A 19599-nucleotide genomic window follows, 5' to 3' on the forward strand; every position below is an offset into this window, starting at 1 on the left:
TAGGGTGGTCAGTTTACTCCGGAACTGGTGGTCAATTTGCACTGGAATTGGGTGGTCAATTTGACCGGTTTTTCCAGAAAGCATCAAAATACATCATGCAAAGCAAAAAAAATCAGGCTATTATTTTTTAGTTATAAAATATAAAAATTACTCTGAGGAATCAACATTTACGACAGATTGGAAAGCTTTAACTTGGAATTGGAATTCTTATTATCGAGAAAAAGCATTAAATGAAGAACAACTTACAGAAGATATTGAGTTGCTTAAAGCTGATTATGAGCGTAGGGGGATACCCTTTAGTGAAGAAGACTTAATTGGTTTTGAAGGCAATACAACAATTTCGGGTTTGATTACAGATAGTATCGAATTAAATCCTAATGAATTAGTTTTATTTGATTAAAACCATCTTAATCACCCTCATCAACATGTATTTGAGATGGATGTGTCGTCAGGATAACAAAGGGGTTGATTTGGGAATATGGAAAAGCATTCCCACTGCAGTTTTGTCTTGCCCTTTAGACGTGCATTCTGGTAATGTAGCTCGAAAATTGGGATTACTTACCCGAAAACAAAATGATGGTAAGGCAGTAGCTGAATTAGACGCTAAACTTAGGATACTCGACCCTAATGACCCTGTTAAATATGACTTTGCACTTTTTGGATTAGGCGTTTTTGAAGGCTTTTAATTTTTTAATTTAAGGAGCGATTACTATTCAGTAGAAATTACTTGTTTAACAGTGATATACTTACTTAAACATCTTTTAACCGCATTTCATCGGCATATTTCGTGCTTTATCGTTTAATTAAAATAATTATACTACATTAGACTGAAACAAGTATTTAAATGTTGTCGTCTTTTTCACAATAGAATATTTTGATTAAATAGTTTAATAAAGCCACGTGAATCATTATTTAAAATAATATAAACGTAGAGAGAAATTATTATCTATAAAGTAGTAGAGTAGTTACTAAAATTTGAGCTAAAGTTATTATACAAAATTAACATGAAAAAAATTTTACTAGCCTAAGATAATTCAATGCTATCCTTATTACTTAAGTTCAGGTTAGAGAAAGAAGGGTACAAACTTTTGATAGCAGAAAATGGAAAAGAAACTATAGCCCTAATTGATGAACACAATCCTGAATTAATTCTAACAGATATTATGATGCCATATATCAGTGGGTTAGAAGTAATCACTCATGTACGTAATAAATTGAATGATAACACCCCTATCATAATTTTCGCCTCATCGGGTCAGGAAGAAGTAGTACTTAAAGCCTTCAATCTAGGAGCTACTGACTTTATGAGTAAACCTTTTAGCCCTAATGAATTAATGAATAGAGTAAATCGAATATTACGTTAAACAATATGGCAACTTATTCATGCGAATAAGATTACTCATAAAAAAACTAAAATTTTAAAAAATAGTAAAGTTTTAGAAAAGTCACAAAAACACTTTCTGCCTTAAAACACATAAAAAATAGTTAATTAATTGCGCTTTTTTTATTTGTATCTAAATATTTTACTCTTATCTTAGATTAGCCCAAAAGTCTACAAACCTGATCCTTACCTATTCAATTTAAAAATTAATTAGATATAAGTATGAGTAATATGTTTAGAAATGTCAGTCCCATTTATACCGTTTACTTTTCAAAATCAAATAAAAGTATTAGCTCTAGTAATGCTGAAAACGAATTATTCTCATTCAATAGTTACTTCCTTACGAATGAGTTTGTGTTTGATATAATGCAATATATCCTTGTTCCTTTGCTACTAGCAGTTATCATTACTATGGTCATATTATTAATTGCAAATCGCTTTTACTTCGAAAATAAAATACAACAAAAGAAAGACATAAGTAATAAAACTAATAATTTTCTTACTCAAATTATATTTTCAAATTATGATGCTAAAAGTATCAAGGAAAAAATAAAACTATTTGAAAAAGAAGTTCCTTTTAAAAAAAACTGGTGTAAAGGTTTAATTCTAAATACAATCCTATCATTTAAACGAAATGTTACTGAAGTGAATCCGCATCAAATGTTAATGATTTATAGATATTTTGGATTTCAGGAGTACAGCCGTAAATTGATTAAAAGCAGCAATTGGAAAAATAAATTATTAGCAATTTACCACTACCAGATATTAGACTATAAAATTAAAACCGGATACATAAGACCTTATGTACATGAGAAAAATAAATTTCTAAAGTCGAATGCATTAATTGCCATAATATCCCTTTCTGATCAAAAACTTGATTTTTTAAGCAATTATGAAAGTAAAATATCAAATGCTGATCAAATCAAAATACTCGATATCATTTATCAAAAAAAAACGGTACTACCCGAAAAAATCAATGAATGGCTCTATAATAAAAATAGTTCGGTAGTAGTATTAGCAATCAAGTTAATGATTCGATATAGTAAAACCTTAACCAACTCAGAAATAACGTACCTTTTTACAAGTGTTGACAATGAGATAAGAAAAGAAACTTTTGAACTTATCCGACATTTATATATCGTTGACGCAAACACTATCGTAATGAATCAATATAATCAAGAAACCGAGAAGTCTAATAAAATTACTGCTCTGAAGACAATGGCTGTTATAGGCGACGCTAACACTAAGGATTTTGCACTCAGCCTTATTTCTAAAGAAAAAGATTTAGAAATAAAATTTGAAATCATAAATTGTATTAATAAAATTGACTCGACTTTTTTTAAGACTTTTAAAATAGACGATCCTTTAGAAAACAACATCATAAATAGAATTCTTTTACATGTTAATAACCCATATCTTAATTAAATCCTATGGAGAATATTATTAAAACCTACGAAAATTTTCTCATATATTATTCAATTAGTTATATTTTAATTTACCTCTTTCTGGCTATTCTATCTTGGATCGCAATCAGAACTTATTTTCAATCTAAATATTTCTTGCTTAAGGAAGTATTGATTAAATCTAATCACACCGTTGGAGTTTCTATTGTGGCTCCGGCATTCAACGAAGCGGTTACTATTGTTTACAATGTTAAATCACTTCTTTCACAAGAGTACCCAAAATTTGAAGTAGTTATTATCAATGATGGAAGTACAGATGATACTCTTGCAATATTAATCGAAGAATTTAGCTTAGTTAAGGTGGACTTTTTTTACCAAGAAAAAATACCAACACAAACATTAAGAGGACATTACAAATCCACGAATCCCGTATACTCTAAACTTTTAATTGTAGACAAAGTAAATGGAAAGAGTAAAGCTGACGGATCAAATGCAGGTATCAACTCTGCTAAATATCCTCTTTTTATCTGTACTGATGTCGATTGTATTCTAAGAAAAGACACAATTTCAATGTTAGTAAAACCCTTTATTGAAAACACCGAAAAAGTAATCGCAACTGGAGCAGCAATACGAATTTCGAATTCATGCGAATTTAAAGACGGCATGCTCTATAAATCACATTTTCCTACTAACTTTTTTGCACGTTTTCAGGAACTGGAATACACACGCTCTTACTTATTTGGCAGAATGGCCTGGAGTAAAATAAACGGATTGTTATTAGTTTCCGGAGGACTGGGAATGTTCGATAAAGAAACAGTTATTCAGGCAGGTGGATACTGGCATCAATCACTTGGTGAAGATATGGAACTCATCACTCGAATGAGAAAATTAATGCATCTAAAAAAGGAGAAGTTCTTAATAATTTACATTCCAGAATCTCTTTGTTGGACTGAAGTTCCTGCAAGTATGAGAATATTTATAAGGCAAAGAATTCGCTGGGCAAGAGGGTTAATTCAAACACTTTATTTACATAGAGAGGTGCTTTTTAATCCAAAATATGGCAAAACAGGTTTACTTATTTTTCCCTATTATCTGTTTTACGAACTTGCAGTTCCGGTCTTAGAAACTTTAGGATTAATAGCACTACTAGTAAACATCATGTTCTTTGATATTAACTATCATTATTTATCAATTGGTAGTGCTTTTGTCTATTTATTTTATATAAGCATAACTCTAATTTCAGTTTTTTTAGATCAATTGATTTATAAACATTACACAGGTATGAAAGAAATAATTATACTAATTCTAATGGTTTTTATCGAGCCTATAATTTTTCACCCACTGAACGTTTTTGCTTCGATACAAGGATATTGGCACTTTTTACGCCAAAAAGAACGAAAATGGGGAATAATGATACGTAAAGGATTTACAACACCACAAAACCAAACATTATGAAAAAAAGTATCGTTTTAAATATCGTTAGTTCTTTCATTTTTATTTTTATTTTTTCAAGTCAAAAAACCACCGCTCAAAAAATTGATACAGACAGCCTTTTGTCTGTAATTATCAAGGACATGAAGGATGGCAAAAATTATGAAAAAAATATCGAGAGAGCATTGATTGCTAAAAAAATTGCTCCTGATTACCTTGATTATTATTTGTTATTAGGGAGAAACCATGATCTATTGAATAACAAAGACAGTGCTAGATATTACTATAATTATTATATAAAAAGAACAACTTATAATGAAGTTGCTTTCAATTATCTAATCAACATTGAATTAGATAAAAAAAACTATCTCGAAGCTGAAAAAATAATAGATCAAGCCATTGAGTTACACCCTGAAGATAGAAGTTTTGAAAAAAAGAAAATAGTGGTTTATCAGTTGCAAAAAGATACTAAAAAAGAATATAATTATCTAAAAACTTTGCAAGCTAAATTTCCCAAAGATGATGAAATCAAACAAACTCTATTTCTGGTAGAATCTAAAATAAACTCAGATAGAGTGGGCGTGAATTATAGTTATACTTCATTTGACAGAACTGCTTACGGCCCTTGGCACTTGGGAAGTATACAATATATTAGGGAACGTAGTTGGGGTTCTTTAATTGGCCGTGTTAACTATGTAAATCGATTATCATCTGGAAAAAGTGTTTCTGACGGAACACAATTTGAAGCAGAATCCTATTTTTTCACAGGAAAAACTAACTATTCCTATTTGGGAGTAGCCTATAGTCAAGATCCCGTTTTCCCTAAGTTAAAATTAGCTTACTCTTTTTACCAAAGTTTCAAAAAAGGATGGGAAGCTGATTTAGGTGTTCGATACATCAAACCCGAAAACACAGAAATTAAAACAATTGTTTTAGGAGTTGGAAAATACATTGGCTCTTATTGGATAAATTTTAGATCCTATATTCAAAATAGCAACAATGAATATAATCCGTCATTCACGTTAACGACAAGATATTATTTTGAAACTAAATATGACTATGTTTCGCTAATTGCAGGATATGGAACTTCACCAGACGAGAGAATCACTATTGGTCAATTAGAACAAAGAGTAAACCTTACTTCTTATAGAATCGGGGCTGGATATTTCAAATCATTCAACAACAAGTATCTGACAGGTATTCAAACAACCCTTAATAATCAAGAATACGTACCAAACAAAAAGCAAAATGAATTTGAAATTTCGTTACTATTCCAATACAAATTCTAATACGTTTGATAATAAATCATATCTATTTAGGATACTATTTTTTTTAATTTTCTTTAGCTGCAAAATGATGGCGCAATCTGATATTGTTATAACGAACAAACTAACTGAAACAAACACAATTAATATTGCCTCTGAGAGTGCAAGACCAGCTGCAATACTATTGAAGTCTTACTTAGATAAATCTTTTTCTAATGCCTTTGCGATTCAGACTAATAATAAAAAGAGCGAAGAAAGTTCAAAAATACTCCTCAAAATAGCAAAGGAAAAAAAATCAACTGACGACACTACCTTTATAATTAAAAGCAATTCATCCAGCATTTCCTTAATAGCTCCAAATGAAAAGTTATTACGTTACGCTGTTTATACCTTGTTAGAAACTTGGGGATTCAGGAAGTTTACAGCTAAAGACACATACATCCCTAAGATAGATTTAGTTAAATTCCCAAAAAACACGGAACAACATCATAAACCCTCATTCGAATATCGTGTATTACTATATCCGGATGCCTACGACGAAGACTTTAGAGATTGGCATAAGCTGGATTGGTACTTAAATGACTTTAGTGTTTGGGGGCATTCGTTTGATAAACTTTTACCACCGGCAACCTATTTCAAAACTAATCCAAAGTTTTTTGCTTTATATGAAGGCAACCGTAAAAGCGAATCACTCTGCATGACTAATGATACAGTTGTGAGTCTTGTCATTAAAAAAATGCAAGAGGTTATTGCTAAAAACCCCCATGCTACATTTTATTCTGTAAGTCAAAATGACGACGCTGTATACTGTGAATGTGAGGAATGCAGCTACCTAAACAATAAATATGGAGGCCCTCAAGGTTCCCTTTATTATTTTTTAAATAAAATTGCTAAACACTTCCCTAATACTAAAATAACTACCCTAGCCTATCTTCACACTTATAAGCCACCCGTAAATTTAAAATTAGAACCTAATATTTATACCTTGTTTTGCCCTATCGAGTTAAATCGGGGAAAATCTATTGTAAACGATAATTCTAGTACTTCTTTTAGAAAAACATTGCAAGATTGGGCTAAAACTACCTCGCATTTATATTTATGGGATTATACAGTACAATTTTCTAACTACCTATCGCCATTTCCTAACATCCAAACCTTTTCTGATAATTATAAATTTTTTAAAAATAATAATGTAACAGGGATATTTGCGCAAGGATATGCAGATGTGCCAGGAGATTTTTCAGAATTAAGGCAATATCTTTTAGCCAAATTATTATGGGATACAACTATCGATATTCAGGCAACAACAAATGATTTCTTGAGAGGCTTTTATGGTAAAGCGGCCCCATATATCAAAAAATATTTAGATCTTCTATCTGAAAATCAACAGAAATCTAATTCTTACTTAGACATTTATTCGGGCCCTGTTCAAAGTAGAAATACCTTCTTGTCACCCGAAGCAATGAATCAATACGATGAATTAATTGATGAAGCTGAAATGATCGTTAGTGAAGATACACTATTAAAACCTAGAGTTGCAAAAATACGACTTGCATTAGAGTATGTCTTTTTTGAGCAGTCAAAATTCTATGGTAAGGACAAGCACGGAATGTTTACAATTAATGAAGCAGGTCAAAAAGAAGTTAAAGACGGACTTACCAAAAGAGTGCAAACATTCTCAAAAAAATGTTCTGAATATGGAATTTACGAATTAAGCGAAGACGGGTTATCTCCAGAAAAGTACTATCAAGAATGGCTAGAAATTGCCAAAGACACGACAACACATCTTGGAGAAAACCTGAAAGTTAATTTTCTAACATTACCTGCGGCAGAATACAGTGGAAAAGGAAGTTACGGGCTGGTAGATGGTGCTAAAGGTCACAGAGATTACAACATAAACTGGATAGGTTGGTACGGCACTAATCCATCGATCGAGTTGATAACAAAAAAGCTAGAATTTAATCAAATAAAAATAAATTTTCTTGATGACCAGCGACATTGGATCTTTATCCCTAAGAAAATTACTGTCTATGGATTTAATGACAAGGAATGGGTTTTAATTACAGAAAAAGACCTTGAAGATTTAACAGAAAACCCTATAATAAAAACAGAATCTATAGAGATAAATAGTAAAAAATTTAGTAACTTTAATCGTATAAAAATAGTGATAGACAACCAATTAGAACTACCTATTTGGCGAAACCGGAAAGGAAAGAAACCGATGGTAATGATTGATGAAATTGAACTATACAATAAATAAAACTAAAAAATGGCTAAAAAGAAAATACTCATAATAGAAGATGACGAGCTTATAATTAAAATTATGGAGTTTATTCTAAAGAAAGAAGGCTATGAAACTTACGTATCAAAAGATGGTAATGACGGCGTAGAACAAATAGCGATTATAAAGCCTGATTTAATTATTACCGATATTATGATGTCCTATAAATCAGGACTAGAAATCACCGCCTATAGTAAAAAAAATTATCCTACTATTCCTGTTATTATAGTTTCTGCTCTAGGTAAAGAAGACCTAACTGTAATTGAAGGCTTTGAACTTGGCGTAGATGATTTTATCGCTAAACCTTTCAATCCTAAAGAATTAGTTCTAAGAGTAAATCGTTTCCTTTAGAAAGTTTTACTCTTGTTTAAACGGTTAAAAACGACAACAATAGCAGAGTAATAACCACTATCCTCATAAAAACACTATCTTTGCACAAAATATACGTTTTATGACCACTTTCGAGCAATTCAATCTTCCAAAATCAGTCCAAAAAGCAATAGACGATTTAGGATTTACTACCCCTACTCCTATTCAGGAAAAAACTTTTTCTGTGATAATGTCTGGCCGTGATATGATGGGAATTGCACAAACAGGTACTGGTAAAACATTTGCCTACCTATTGCCTTTATTAAAATTATACAAATTTATACCTGGACATACTCCAAAAATTGTAATCCTCGTTCCTACTCGTGAACTTGTAGTTCAAGTAGTTGAGGAAGTGGAAAAATTAACCAAGTATATGTCGGTTCGTACCGTTGGTATCTTTGGTGGTGTAAACATTAATACTCAAAAAACAACTATTTATCAAGGTTGCGACATATTAGTAGGAACACCTGGTCGAATCATGGATTTAACATTAGACAATGTGATCCGTTTTGAGGAAATGCAAAAACTAGTTATCGATGAGTTTGACGAAATGTTGAATTTAGGGTTTCGTACTCAGTTGACTGCTATTTTAGCAATGATGCCTAAAAAACGTCAAAACATCCTGTTTTCTGCAACGATGACAGATGAAGTGGATGCTATTTTAAATGATTATTTTGATTATCCACAGGAGGTTACTCTTTCAGCTTCTGGAACACCGTTAGAAAATATTCAACAAATCGCTTACAATGCACCTAATTTTAATACGAAAGTAAATCTATTAAAACACTTGCTACAGGAAAATGAAGACATGAGTCGTGTTTTAATTTTCGTAAACAACAAGAAAATTTCAGATATGCTTCATGTTCGTATCGATGAAGATTTTGCAGATCAATTTGGAGTAATCCACTCTAATAAATCACAAAATTACCGTTTGAGTACGATGGCTTCTTTTCAAGAAGGAAATCTACGCGGACTTATTACTACTGATATTATGGCTAGGGGTTTAGATATTTCTAATATCACCCATGTTATCAACTTCGAAATGCCAGCAATGCCAGAATTATACATGCACCGTATAGGTAGAACTGGACGTGCTGATAAAACGGGTACAGCAATTAGTTTTATTGCTCCTAGAGAGGAAGAAGCAAAAGTTGAAATTGAAGTCTTAATGAACATGGAATTACCTATTGAAGCATTCCCTGAAGAGGTAGAAGTTTCAGCAAAGTTAATTGAACCAGAAAAAGAGAGACAAGTCGTTAAGTTCTTAATGAAAAAGAAAACGCTTGATGGAGACGGTGCTTTTCAAGAAAAAAGTAAAAAGAATAAGAAAGTCAATTTAGGAGGTCCTGGTGTTACCAAGAAAAAAACACATGGATCTGTAAATCGTAATATGTTAAAAACGAGAGACAAGAAAAGGAAAGACAAAAACAAATAGTATAAAAAAGGCTATAAAAATGAAATTCATTTTTATAGCCTTTTCTCTTTGCAAGAAGATCTATTACTATTTATTTTCAGTAAAAACCAAGCATACCGGGGAACACAACTCTATTTTTTTTCCAGTATCCATTAGTTTGCCCGTAGTAGTATTTCTTTGAAATATGATAATGTCATTCGTATATTGATGCGCTACCAAAAGAAAGTTTCCAGTTGGATCAATTGCAAAACTTCTTGGTCCTTTACCTAAAGTACTTGTTTGTCCTTGAGACTCTAATTTTCCGTTTTTTAATATTTTAAAAATTGAAATAGTATTGGCATCCCCACGGTTTGTTGCATATAAAAATTTACCGTCAGGCGAAATATCTATCGCAGCTCCAGTGAAAGTCCCTTTAAAATCTTTGGCTAAAATGGTAGTTTGATCTACTTTTTTCAACTTCCCTTTCGAATAAGAAAACGTAGTCAAACCGCCGCTAAGTTCTTTCAAAAGATAAGCGTACTTCCCATCCTTACTAAACGTTAAATGTCTTGGACCACTTCCAGCTTCAACAGCGAAACTATCTTTTACTTTTAGAGCTGCATTGACTGAGTTTGGATTGTATACATAAGAATATACCTTATCGTTACCTAAATCATTAGCCAAAACAAACTTTTTGTCAGGAGAAAATTGAACCATATGAACGTGTGGCCCTTCTTGTCTTTTAGCGTTAATTCCTTTTCCGTAGTGCTGAATCACCTGTTTGGCTTCACCAATACTTCCGTCAGCATTTTTACCAAAAACACCTATATTTCCACCAGAATAGTTAGCAACAATTACATTTTTATCATCGTTAATAATATAACATGGATCTGCTCCCATTGCATTCTGGGAATTTAAAAAATCTATTTTACCATTAGAAGGAGTATAACCGAAAGCACTTACTTTACTCTCATTACCATTTTCATTTACAGAATAAATAAACTTATTATCTGCTGAAAAAGTCAAATAACTCGGGTTAACTGTACTTTCAGCTGCATTCTTAAAATTAAAATCACCCGTATTAGCATCAAAACTATAAACGTAGATCCCTTTGCTTTCGCACCCCTTTGTATAAGTACCTATAACTAGATTGAATTTATTATCCTGAGCTTGAATACTGTAACACATTAAAACTAACAGAAGGGCCGTAATTTGCTTTTTCATTTTCTTAAATTATTTTTAAAAGCTAAAATACATAATATATCGCAGTGTATTTGCAGCATTTAAAAAATATAAAGTCCTTTCAAAATTGATTTTTTTTAAATCGAAAAGAAAATCGGGTGTGCAATAAAAAATTTAAACAATAGCGTATTGCAACTGTTAACAAATTTGTATTTTTGGTTGCAACTTCATTGAGAATTTAATCCAATGCAGCAAACCTTACGTAAGAATGCAATTTAAACATCCTGAAATTTTATACTTTCTCTTCTTGTTGATCGTACCTATTTTGGTTCATTTATTTCAATTTCGCCGTTTTAAAAAAGAATACTTCACTAACGTTCGATTCCTATCCGCACTTTCTGTGCAAACCAGAAAAAGCTCCAAAATAAAGAAATTGTTGCTTCTTAGCTGCCGATTATTATTACTTTCTTGTATCATTGTCGCTTTTGCCCAACCCTTTTTTGAAGCAAAAGATAAAGAGAATGCAACAAACGAGATGTATATTATTTTAGACAATTCATTTAGTATGCAAGCCAAAGGAAAAAAAGGCGAATTACTAAAACGAGCCGTTCAGGAATTACTTGAAGACACTCCAGAAAACACTACTTTTTCTTTGTTGACGAATTCTGAAGATTTTTGGGACACTGATATAAAATCAATTCGGAGTTCCCTCCAAAATTTAAAATACAGCGCTACGCCATTTCAATTAGATCCTATTTTAGCAAAAATAAAAGGACATAAATCTGCTTTTAAAAAAGACATTATCATCATTACAGATGGAGTTGGTCTCACTGAACAACAACTTAAAAATAGGGATAAAAATGACGTACCCTATTTTATACTCCCAAAGGCAGAACAAAAAAATAACACTTCAATAGACAGCGTTTATATTAATGAAATCTCTGATGATTTCTATGACATAACAGTTGAGTTATCACATTATAGCGCTGATCTTAAAGCGATACCCATAGCGGTTTACAATGAGAACAAGATGGTCGCAAAAACAGCGGTTAACTTCGAAACTAAAAAGAAGAGTATCAATTTCACGATTGCAAAACAGCCCTTTCACGGTTATGTTTCTATCACTGATAACGGACTCAGCTATGACAATACGCTATATTTCACTATTTCGAAAATAAAAAAAACCAATATTATTAGCATTGGCGAACCCGAAAAAAGCAATTTCCTTAGTCGGATTTATACGGATAATGAATTCAATTTTGTTAATTCAACTATTCGCTCACTAGATTACAATAGCGTTGAAAAACAAGATGTAATCATTCTAAATGAACTCGACGATATTCCAGAAGCTTTGCAGACGACTTTACGATCTTTTGTAGAAAAGGGCGGTAGCCTTGTCGTAATACCTTCAGAAAGAGATACGGCAGCAAATCTAAATCAATTTCTAGGGAATTTTGGAGTCATCCAATTTAAGTCTTTTGAAAATGTAGAGAAATTGATCACTAAAATCAATTTCAATCACCCGCTGTTTAAAGCTGTTTTTGAAAACAGAATCACTAATTTTCAATATCCTAAAACAAACGGTTCCTTTACAATATCAAATACAAATGCCGCAGCGCTATATAATGATGATCAAAGTACCTTCTTAACGGCTTTACCAAATGCAATTTCTACCGTATATGTTTTTTCGGCTCCAATAAATACTAAAAATTCAAATTTCCAACAATCACCGCTTATCGTTCCCACCTTCTATAAAATGGCAATGAATAGCCAGCCAAAAGGCATAAATTTATTTACGATTGGAAATCCAAATCCGTTTCTCGTTGATGTTACACTATCGAAAGATGCAGTATTAACCGTTACTAATTCATCTGAAAGTTTTATTCCCATTCAACAAATCATAAATGACAAAGTGAAATTAACGTTTAATGACTATCCAGAAGAAGCGGGGAATTACGGAATCTACAACCAAAAAGAACTTTTGGAAAATATTAGTTTCAACTACGACAGAACCGAAAGTAACCTTAGCGCAGTCAATGAAAACGTACTTTCTGAGTATAAAATAATTGATTCCGTAGCAAATGTATTTGATACTTTACAAAGCAACCGATTGGATAATCAAATTTGGAAATGGTTTGTTATCTTTGCACTGCTCTTTCTAGTCACAGAAATGGCAATCATACGATTCATGAAATAAATTATTTGTTTTTAGAATACCGCATTAAAAAAAATAGTCTCTATATATGAAATTTATCCTCCGAAGCGCCAAAATTATCGATTCAAACAGTCCTTTTAACAATCAGACAGTAGATATTTTAATTGTAGATGGTTTTATAAAAAAAATAGCTGCATCCCTTCCCAATTCAGATAAAACCGAAGAAATAAAATTAGACAACCTCCATGTATCACAAGGATGGTTTGACAGTAGCGTTTCACTAGGTGAACCCGGTTTTGAAGATAGAGAAACGATACTAAATGGATTAAATGTTGCGGCAAAAAGTGGTTTTACTGCTATCGCTTTACAGCCCAACTCCTTCCCTATTATTGACAATCAGTCCCAAGTTAATTTTGTTCAGAATAAAGCCGTAGGAAGTGCTACGCAACTTTTCCCAATTGGTGCTTTGACAAAAGGTAGCGAAGGAAAAGATATGGCTGAATTATTTGACATGACAAATTGCGGAGCGGTTGCCTTTGGCGATTATAATAAAAGTCAGGACAATGCTAATTTGCTCAAAATAGCGTTGCAGTATGTACAAGATTTTGACGGCTTAGTGATCGCATTTCCTCAAGACGAAAAAATAAAAGGACAGGGCGTAGTTAATGAAGGCGTTGTTTCAACTCGATTAGGATTAAAAGGAATTCCAAATCTAGCTGAAGAACTACAAATTGCCAGAAATTTATTTTTACTAGAATATACTGGAGGTAAGTTGCACATCCCTACTGTTTCTACAGCAAAATCAGTTCAATTAATTAAAGATGCAAAAGCAAAAGGATTACAGGTTAGCTGTAGCGCTGCAGTTCATCATTTAGTAATGACGGATGAAAAACTGGAAGGTTTTGATACCCGATTTAAAGTTTCGCCTCCCTTGCGTACTGAAAAAGACCGAAAAGCATTGCTTAAAGGAGTATTAGACAATACCATCGATATGATCACATCAGACCATAACCCTATGGATATTGAACATAAAAAAATGGAGTTTGACATGGCTAAAAATGGAACTATCGGATTAGAAAGTGCATTTGGTGCTCTAATGACTATTTTCCCATTAGAAAAAGTGGTAGAAAAATTAACTTCAGGAAAAACAGTTTTCAGTATCGAAAACTACCCTATTACAGAAGGAGCTAAAGCAAATATGAGTTTATTTACACCAGAAGGAAAAGGCGTTTTCACCAAAGCGGCTATTTTATCTAAATCTAAAAACTCCGCATTTCTAGGAGCACAAACAAAAGGAAAGGTATACGGAATCGTAAACCAAGGAAAATTAATATTAGCACAATAATACAACATGAATAACACTATTGAAAAAGGAAAAACGGCAGCGATTACCAGCTATATTTTAGGTATAGGGGTTTTTATTGCGATGTCCATGAACTCTGAAGATAAAAATACATTTGCATCGTTTCACATCCGTCAAGGACTGGGAATAACACTTACTTTCATCTCACTAGGCTTAATAATCAGCAATTTTGACAGTCTGCTGATTTCAGCTCCAATGTGGATTTTCGTCTCTGTGCTATGGTCTTATGGAATTTTCAGCGCAATAAAAGGAGAAACAAAACCAATGCCACTATTAGGTGAGCTTTTTCAAAAATGGTTCGTAAAAATATCTTAAAAAAATGAATAAATTATCACTTGACTATCTCATTAGAGAGCCCAAAATAAAATTAGAAAAAAACCCACTTATACTTTTACTCCACGGATACGGCAGCAATGCCGAAGATTTATTTTCATTTGCAAATGAACTTCCAGACGAGTATTATGTGATCTCTGCGCAAGCACCTTATGACATACAGTACGGTAGTTATGCCTGGTATGCGATTAATTTTGATGCAGACCAAAATAAATTTTCAGATAATGAACAAGCAAAGTCTTCCAGAAATTTAATTGCCGGTTTCATAGACGAATTAATCCTCAATTATCCGATTGATGCAACAGCAGTTTCTTTGCTTGGTTTCAGCCAAGGGGCGATATTGAGTTACGCAATTGCGTTATCTCATCCAGAAAAAATTAATAAAGTAATTGCTTTGAGTGGCTATATCAATGATGAAATTTTTGAAGAAAACTACCAAAATAATAATTTCTCAAAACTAAGTATATTTGCTTCCCATGGAGTTGTCGATCAGGTAATTCCAATAAGTTGGGCTCGAAAAACAACGCCGTTTTTAGATGCTTTAGGAATCGAATCGATTTATAAAGAATATCCGATAGGTCATGGAATATCACCGCAAATTTTTGCTGATTTCAAAAACTGGTTATAAAACAAATCAAAAAAAAGGTTCCAAAATTGGAACCTTTTTTTATTATTTCTGATACAATAATGTTTGGTTTACTTCAAAAGAAATAGTTTCATCACTATTTACAAAATATTTTAGTAACACTTCACCCCACATTTCTCCGTCACTATAATCAGCGATAATCCATCTGTGGTTTAGAATTTTTACTTTATTAATTATAAATTTATTAGCTCCTATTTGATCTTGCCCAACATAAGGATTCCCTTTTGGGTTTGAATTATAATCTAATAATTTCTCTGTTACATAAGGAATTAATTCTTCATACTTAATCATTTTTTCTGAATCTGCCGAGTCAAAATAATTCTGGGCATTTTCATTTTTTTCTAAAGAAAAATAATTAGCATCATTCAATTTAGCAGTAACTGAAGTCAAACTATCTTTTAATTTTTTAGTTGTTTTTTCATACCTGCTTTGCTCGTAAGCGACCTCTTTACTATAAAAGCTATAGGTAAAAACGTTCATGAGGACTAGTATTATAAAGGCATAGAGCAGAAAAGATTTTTTCATTATTTATTTATATTAAAGTGTAATTTCTAAATTATCGTAAGCAACAAAGACATTTGCAGGCAACTTTTTTTGTATCTCTTCATGAAAGCCAAATAAATGACTTATATGAGTTAAGTACGTTTTTTCAGGTTGTAGCAGCGCAATTAAGGCTAAGGCTTCTTCTAGGTTTAAATGAGAGAAATGCTCCTCTTCTCTTAACGCATTAATTACTAATACTTTTAAGTTTTGAAGTTTAGGGATTTCACTATCATCTATTGTTTTTACGTCAGTAAGATAAGCAAAATCGTCAATTCTATATCCAAAAACTTGCAGATTACCATGCATAACATTTACTGGAATTGCTGTTTTATTCCCTATTTGAAATGGCTCGTTATTGACAACGGCATTGACTTTTACAGAAGGTGCACCGGGATATCGATTTTCTGTTCTAAAAATGTATTCAAAGCGTTCCTTAAGGTTATCAATCACTCGATGATGGGCATAAATAGGAATCTCTCCCTGTTTAAAATTAAACGGTCGAATATCATCTAAACCGGATGTATGATCCGCATGTTCGTGAGTAAATAAGATTCCATTTACCTTTTGACAATTAGACGCAAGCATTTGCTGTCTGAAATCAGGGCCGCAGTCAACTACATACGAATAGTCGTCCCAACTAATCCAAACAGAAACGCGAAGCCTTTTGTCTTTGAAATCAGTGCTTTTGCATACGGGGTGGTCACTTCCAATAACAGGAATCCCTTGCGATGTACCAGTGCCTAAAAAATATACCTTCAATTGCTCTTTTATTTTTTTACAAAAATAGGATTAATTCTCTTTCATTAGAAACCTATTTAATTAACTTTGTAACATATTAGCCATATTTAAAATATAATGGATACAGAGATAAAATTAAAAGGTGACAAAGTCATCGCACAAATACCCTCAATAAAAGACAAAGCCCTACGTATAAATTTGAACGAAAATATATATGGAACCTTTGCCGAGATTGGTGCTGGACAAGAAACTGTAAGACATTTTTTTAGATCTGGTGGTTCATCCGGAACTATTGCAAAAGCGATGTCAGCCTATGATAAAGATTTTAGTGATTCAATTTATGGTATAGAAAAAGACGGAAGGTATGTAACCGAAAGCCGACTCAAAAGAATGATCACCATGGAAGGTGAGTTAATTGAGAAGCGATTGAGTAGAGAAAAACATCCTAATAAAATGTTTTTTAGTTATGCCAATACGGTTGCTACCATTGATTTTGCCAAACAATTTAAAGGCCACGGATGGGTAGGTATCCGTTACCAAATTGAGCCAGACGAAGATTATAATGAAATTATACTTCATATTCGTTTTAAAGAAACTGATGCTCGTTTACAGCAAGAAACCCTTGGCATCCTTGGAGTGAATTTAATTTATGGTGCTTACTACAAGTACAATGACCCTAAAAGATTACTACGTTATTTATACGATCATTTAGACAAAGACCAACTGGAAATAGATACTATAAATTTCTCAGGTCCTCGTTTTGCAGATGTAGACAATCGCTTGATGAGTTTACAATTAGTAAAAAACGGAATGACTGATGCGGTTATGTTTGATCCTCAAGGCAGAAACATACTTCCAGCAGCCATATTGTACAAAAAGAATATTCTAGCTTTAAGAGGTAGTTTCCGTCCGGTTACGAAAGTAAACATGGACATGTACGAGAAATCCTTGAAGATGTTTCTTGAAGAAAATAAAGTGGAGAAAGATAATACACTAGTTGTTTTTGAAATCACCTTATCAAATTTACGTTCTGATGGTGAAATTGACGAACGCGATTTCATGGATCGAGCCGAGTTACTTTGTTCTCTAGGACAAACGGTAATGATTTCTAATTTCCAGGAATATTATAAAGTAGTCGAATATTTTGCTAACTATACCAAAGCAAGAATGGGATTAGCCATGGGAGTAAATAACTTAGTTGATATTTTTGATGAAAAATACTATCGTCATTTAAGTGGAGGAATTCTGGAAGCTTTCGGGAAATTATTCTTCCGTGATATGAAAGTATTTTTATATCCAATGCTTGACGAGAATGGAGACATCACTACTTCAGAAAATCTAAAAGTTCATCCTAGAATGAAAGAACTTTACAAGTTCTTTAAATTCAACGGAAAAGTAGTTGATATTGATGATTATGACCCTGCAATCTTAGAGGTATTCTCAAGAGAGGTTTTAAAAATGATTAGCGACGGAAAACAAGGTTGGGAACCAATGCTTCCTTCCGGAATTGCTGAAATAATTAAAGAGCATAGCCTCTTTGGTTACAATCCGACGAAAATTTTGAATGAAAATAATTTAAATCCTGATTGTTAATCTAAACGATTCGGTACTAATTAATAAAAAAGCCAAGAAAGTTAAATTTACTTTCTTGGCTTTTTTTGTATTAAAAAACAACTGATTTTTACTTCTAAATCTCTTTTAGAATTTGGTCAGCATGCGCTTTAGTTTTTACTTTTTCGATTACTTCATCGATAAGTCCATTTTCGTCGATGACAAAAGTAGTTCTATGAATTCCGTCGTATTCTTTTCCCATAAATTTTTTAGGTCCCCAAACACCAAAAGCTTCAATTACTGATTTATCCTCATCTGCTAATAGCGGAAACGGGAAATCATATTTTTCTTTGAATTTAGCTTGTTTCGCTTGTGCATCGGCACTTACTCCGAGTAGTTCGTAATTGTTTGCTTTAAAGCGCTCAAAATTATCTCTTAGGTCGCATGCTTCTGCAGTGCAGCCTGGTGTACTTGCTTTTGGATAAAAGAAAACAACTAATTTTTTTCCCTTGTAATCTGCTAATTTATGAGATTTCCCGTCTTGGTCTAATCCTGAAAAATCAGGCGCTTTATCTCCTTTTTTTAATGTTATCATCTTTTTTTTATTTAACCGCAAAGTGCGCTAAGGTTTTTAGCAAAGATCACAAAGCTTTATTATTGTTTATTACTATTTTAATTTACACTTCTACTGCCCCAGATGGTAATGGAAAGCCCGGACTGAAAAAATACATTTTTTTATTGTTTATAAAGAGCGACCGGCAGGAAGCTCCTTTATAAACTTAGAAAAAAAGTTTTTATGAAGGAGGACTTGTAATGAACAGCTGGATTAGGCACATCCTAAAATTTATATTATTTTTACAAGATATAAAAATACAAAAATGACGAAGCAAGAACGGGTAACGTTTGTTATAAATACGTTAAAAGAATTATACCCAACCATTCCCATTCCTTTAGATCACAAAGATCCTTATACTTTATTGATTGCAGTATTACTCTCTGCACAATGCACTGATGTGCGTGTCAACCAAATTACGCCATTGCTTTTTGCTAAAGCAGATAATCCTTATGATATGATAAAAATGTCTGTCGAGGAAATAAAAGAAATCATACGTCCTTGTGGGCTTTCCCCGATGAAATCTAAGGGAATTCATGGTTTATCTCATATTTTGATTGATAAACATGGCGGAGAAGTACCGCAGAGTTTTGAGTTTCTAGAAGAATTACCAGCGGTAGGCCATAAAACAGCAAGCGTTGTTATGTCTCAAGCCTTTGGAGTTCCGGCTTTCCCAGTCGACACTCACATTCACCGTTTAATGTATCGATGGAATCTGACTAATGGTAAAAATGTGGTTCAAACTGAAAAAGATGCTAAACGCATTTTTCCTGAGGAAATATGGAACGATTTGCACTTGCAAATAATATGGTATGGAAGACAATATTCGCCCGCAAGAGGATGGGATTTAGAAAAAGACATAATTACTAAAACTGTAGGAAGAAAAACGGTTTTAGATGGTTATTATAAAAAATAAATTTCACTAGTTTGAAATACAAATTAGTGAAATTTA

The 19599-nt window shown here is 32.6% G+C and carries 17 protein-coding genes and 2 pseudogenes; 15 read left to right on the forward strand and 4 right to left on the reverse strand.

The features are described from left to right. Window positions 1-259 precede the first annotated feature (259 nt). The 9 genes and pseudogenes from QO200_RS13260 to QO200_RS13300 all read left to right on the forward strand — a co-directional run bounded on the left by QO200_RS13260 (window position 260) and on the right by QO200_RS13300 (window position 9565). A complete protein-coding gene (locus QO200_RS13260) occupies window positions 260-400 on the forward strand; it encodes a hypothetical protein (RefSeq protein WP_371540930.1) in 141 nt (46 codons plus the stop codon). Window positions 401-419: 19 nt separating this feature from the next. Continuing rightward, a pseudogene (locus tag QO200_RS13265) lies at window positions 420-686 on the forward strand (DUF2400 family protein); the annotation flags it as partial. A gap of 351 nt (window positions 687-1037) precedes the next feature. Further along, window positions 1038-1364, forward strand: a complete 327-nt coding sequence (locus tag QO200_RS13270; RefSeq protein WP_371540931.1) for a PleD family two-component system response regulator — start codon at window positions 1038-1040, stop codon at window positions 1362-1364. 239 nt (window positions 1365-1603) lie between these two features. After that, entirely contained in the window at window positions 1604-2806 is a 1203-nt protein-coding gene (locus QO200_RS13275; protein WP_371540932.1) for a hypothetical protein, read from the forward strand. Window positions 2807-2811: 5 nt separating this feature from the next. Then, complete coding sequence (locus QO200_RS13280) at window positions 2812-4239, forward strand: glycosyltransferase (protein WP_371540933.1); 1428 nt, start codon at window positions 2812-2814, stop codon at window positions 4237-4239. Then, a complete protein-coding gene (locus QO200_RS13285; RefSeq protein WP_371540934.1) occupies window positions 4236-5504 on the forward strand; it encodes a YaiO family outer membrane beta-barrel protein in 1269 nt (422 codons plus the stop codon). The genes QO200_RS13280 and QO200_RS13285 overlap by 4 nt, the downstream gene beginning before the upstream one ends. After that, entirely contained in the window at window positions 5464-7740 is a 2277-nt protein-coding gene (locus QO200_RS13290; RefSeq protein ID WP_371540935.1) for a DUF4838 domain-containing protein, read from the forward strand. Before QO200_RS13285 ends, QO200_RS13290 begins: the two co-directional genes overlap by 41 nt. Before the next feature lie 9 nt (window positions 7741-7749). Then, window positions 7750-8097 (forward strand): annotated as a pseudogene (locus QO200_RS13295) (response regulator transcription factor); the annotation flags it as partial. 115 nt (window positions 8098-8212) lie between these two features. Then, a complete protein-coding gene (locus QO200_RS13300; protein ID WP_371540936.1) occupies window positions 8213-9565 on the forward strand; it encodes a DEAD/DEAH box helicase in 1353 nt (450 codons plus the stop codon). 66 nt (window positions 9566-9631) lie between these two features. On the opposite strand, the gene QO200_RS13305 is transcribed toward QO200_RS13300, so the two are convergent. Further along, entirely contained in the window at window positions 9632-10747 is a 1116-nt protein-coding gene (locus QO200_RS13305; RefSeq protein WP_371540937.1) for a lactonase family protein, read from the reverse strand. A gap of 226 nt (window positions 10748-10973) precedes the next feature. On the opposite strand from QO200_RS13305, the gene QO200_RS13310 reads away from it, so the two are divergent. From QO200_RS13310 to QO200_RS13325, 4 genes are read left to right on the forward strand one after another with little or no spacing between them, the layout of a single operon-like run. Next, complete coding sequence (locus tag QO200_RS13310) at window positions 10974-12902, forward strand: BatA domain-containing protein (RefSeq protein ID WP_371540938.1); 1929 nt, start codon at window positions 10974-10976, stop codon at window positions 12900-12902. Between the two features lie 46 nt (window positions 12903-12948). After that, window positions 12949-14205, forward strand: a complete 1257-nt coding sequence (locus QO200_RS13315) for a dihydroorotase family protein (RefSeq protein WP_371540939.1) — start codon at window positions 12949-12951, stop codon at window positions 14203-14205. 6 nt (window positions 14206-14211) lie between these two features. After that, window positions 14212-14538 carry a hypothetical protein gene (locus tag QO200_RS13320; RefSeq protein WP_371540940.1) on the forward strand — a complete coding sequence of 109 codons (327 nt, stop codon included), beginning with the start codon at window positions 14212-14214 and terminating at the stop codon, window positions 14536-14538. 4 nt (window positions 14539-14542) lie between these two features. Beyond that, window positions 14543-15184: an alpha/beta hydrolase gene (locus QO200_RS13325; protein ID WP_371540941.1), complete on the forward strand. Its 642-nt coding sequence runs from the start codon at window positions 14543-14545 to the stop codon at window positions 15182-15184. Window positions 15185-15226: 42 nt separating this feature from the next. On the opposite strand, the gene QO200_RS13330 is transcribed toward QO200_RS13325, so the two are convergent. Both QO200_RS13330 and QO200_RS13335 read right to left on the reverse strand, forming a co-directional pair. Further along, a complete protein-coding gene (locus QO200_RS13330) occupies window positions 15227-15727 on the reverse strand; it encodes a hypothetical protein (protein WP_371540942.1) in 501 nt (166 codons plus the stop codon). A 12-nt stretch (window positions 15728-15739) separates the two neighbouring features. Continuing rightward, window positions 15740-16504 (reverse strand): MBL fold metallo-hydrolase, encoded by a 765-nt coding sequence (locus QO200_RS13335; protein ID WP_371540943.1) that lies wholly within the window; start codon window positions 16502-16504, stop codon window positions 15740-15742. Between the two features lie 96 nt (window positions 16505-16600). Here QO200_RS13335 and QO200_RS13340 point away from each other — a divergent pair, with 96 nt between their 5' ends. Then, complete coding sequence (locus QO200_RS13340; protein WP_371540944.1) at window positions 16601-18076, forward strand: TonB-dependent receptor; 1476 nt, start codon at window positions 16601-16603, stop codon at window positions 18074-18076. 94 nt (window positions 18077-18170) lie between these two features. Here the strand turns inward: QO200_RS13340 and bcp are convergent, their stop codons facing one another. Beyond that, the gene (bcp, locus tag QO200_RS13345; protein WP_371540945.1) at window positions 18171-18629 is read right to left on the reverse strand and encodes a thioredoxin-dependent thiol peroxidase; all 459 of its coding nucleotides are present in this window, start codon (window positions 18627-18629) and stop codon (window positions 18171-18173) included. Window positions 18630-18912: 283 nt separating this feature from the next. Here bcp and nth point away from each other — a divergent pair, with 283 nt between their 5' ends. Continuing rightward, window positions 18913-19563 carry an endonuclease III gene (gene nth / locus QO200_RS13350; RefSeq protein ID WP_371540946.1) on the forward strand — a complete coding sequence of 217 codons (651 nt, stop codon included), beginning with the start codon at window positions 18913-18915 and terminating at the stop codon, window positions 19561-19563. Window positions 19564-19599: the final 36 nt, after the last annotated feature.

Source organism: Flavobacterium sp. Arc3 (assembly GCF_041431375.1).
In the GTDB taxonomy this organism is placed as follows: Bacteria; Bacteroidota; Bacteroidia; order Flavobacteriales; family Flavobacteriaceae; genus Flavobacterium.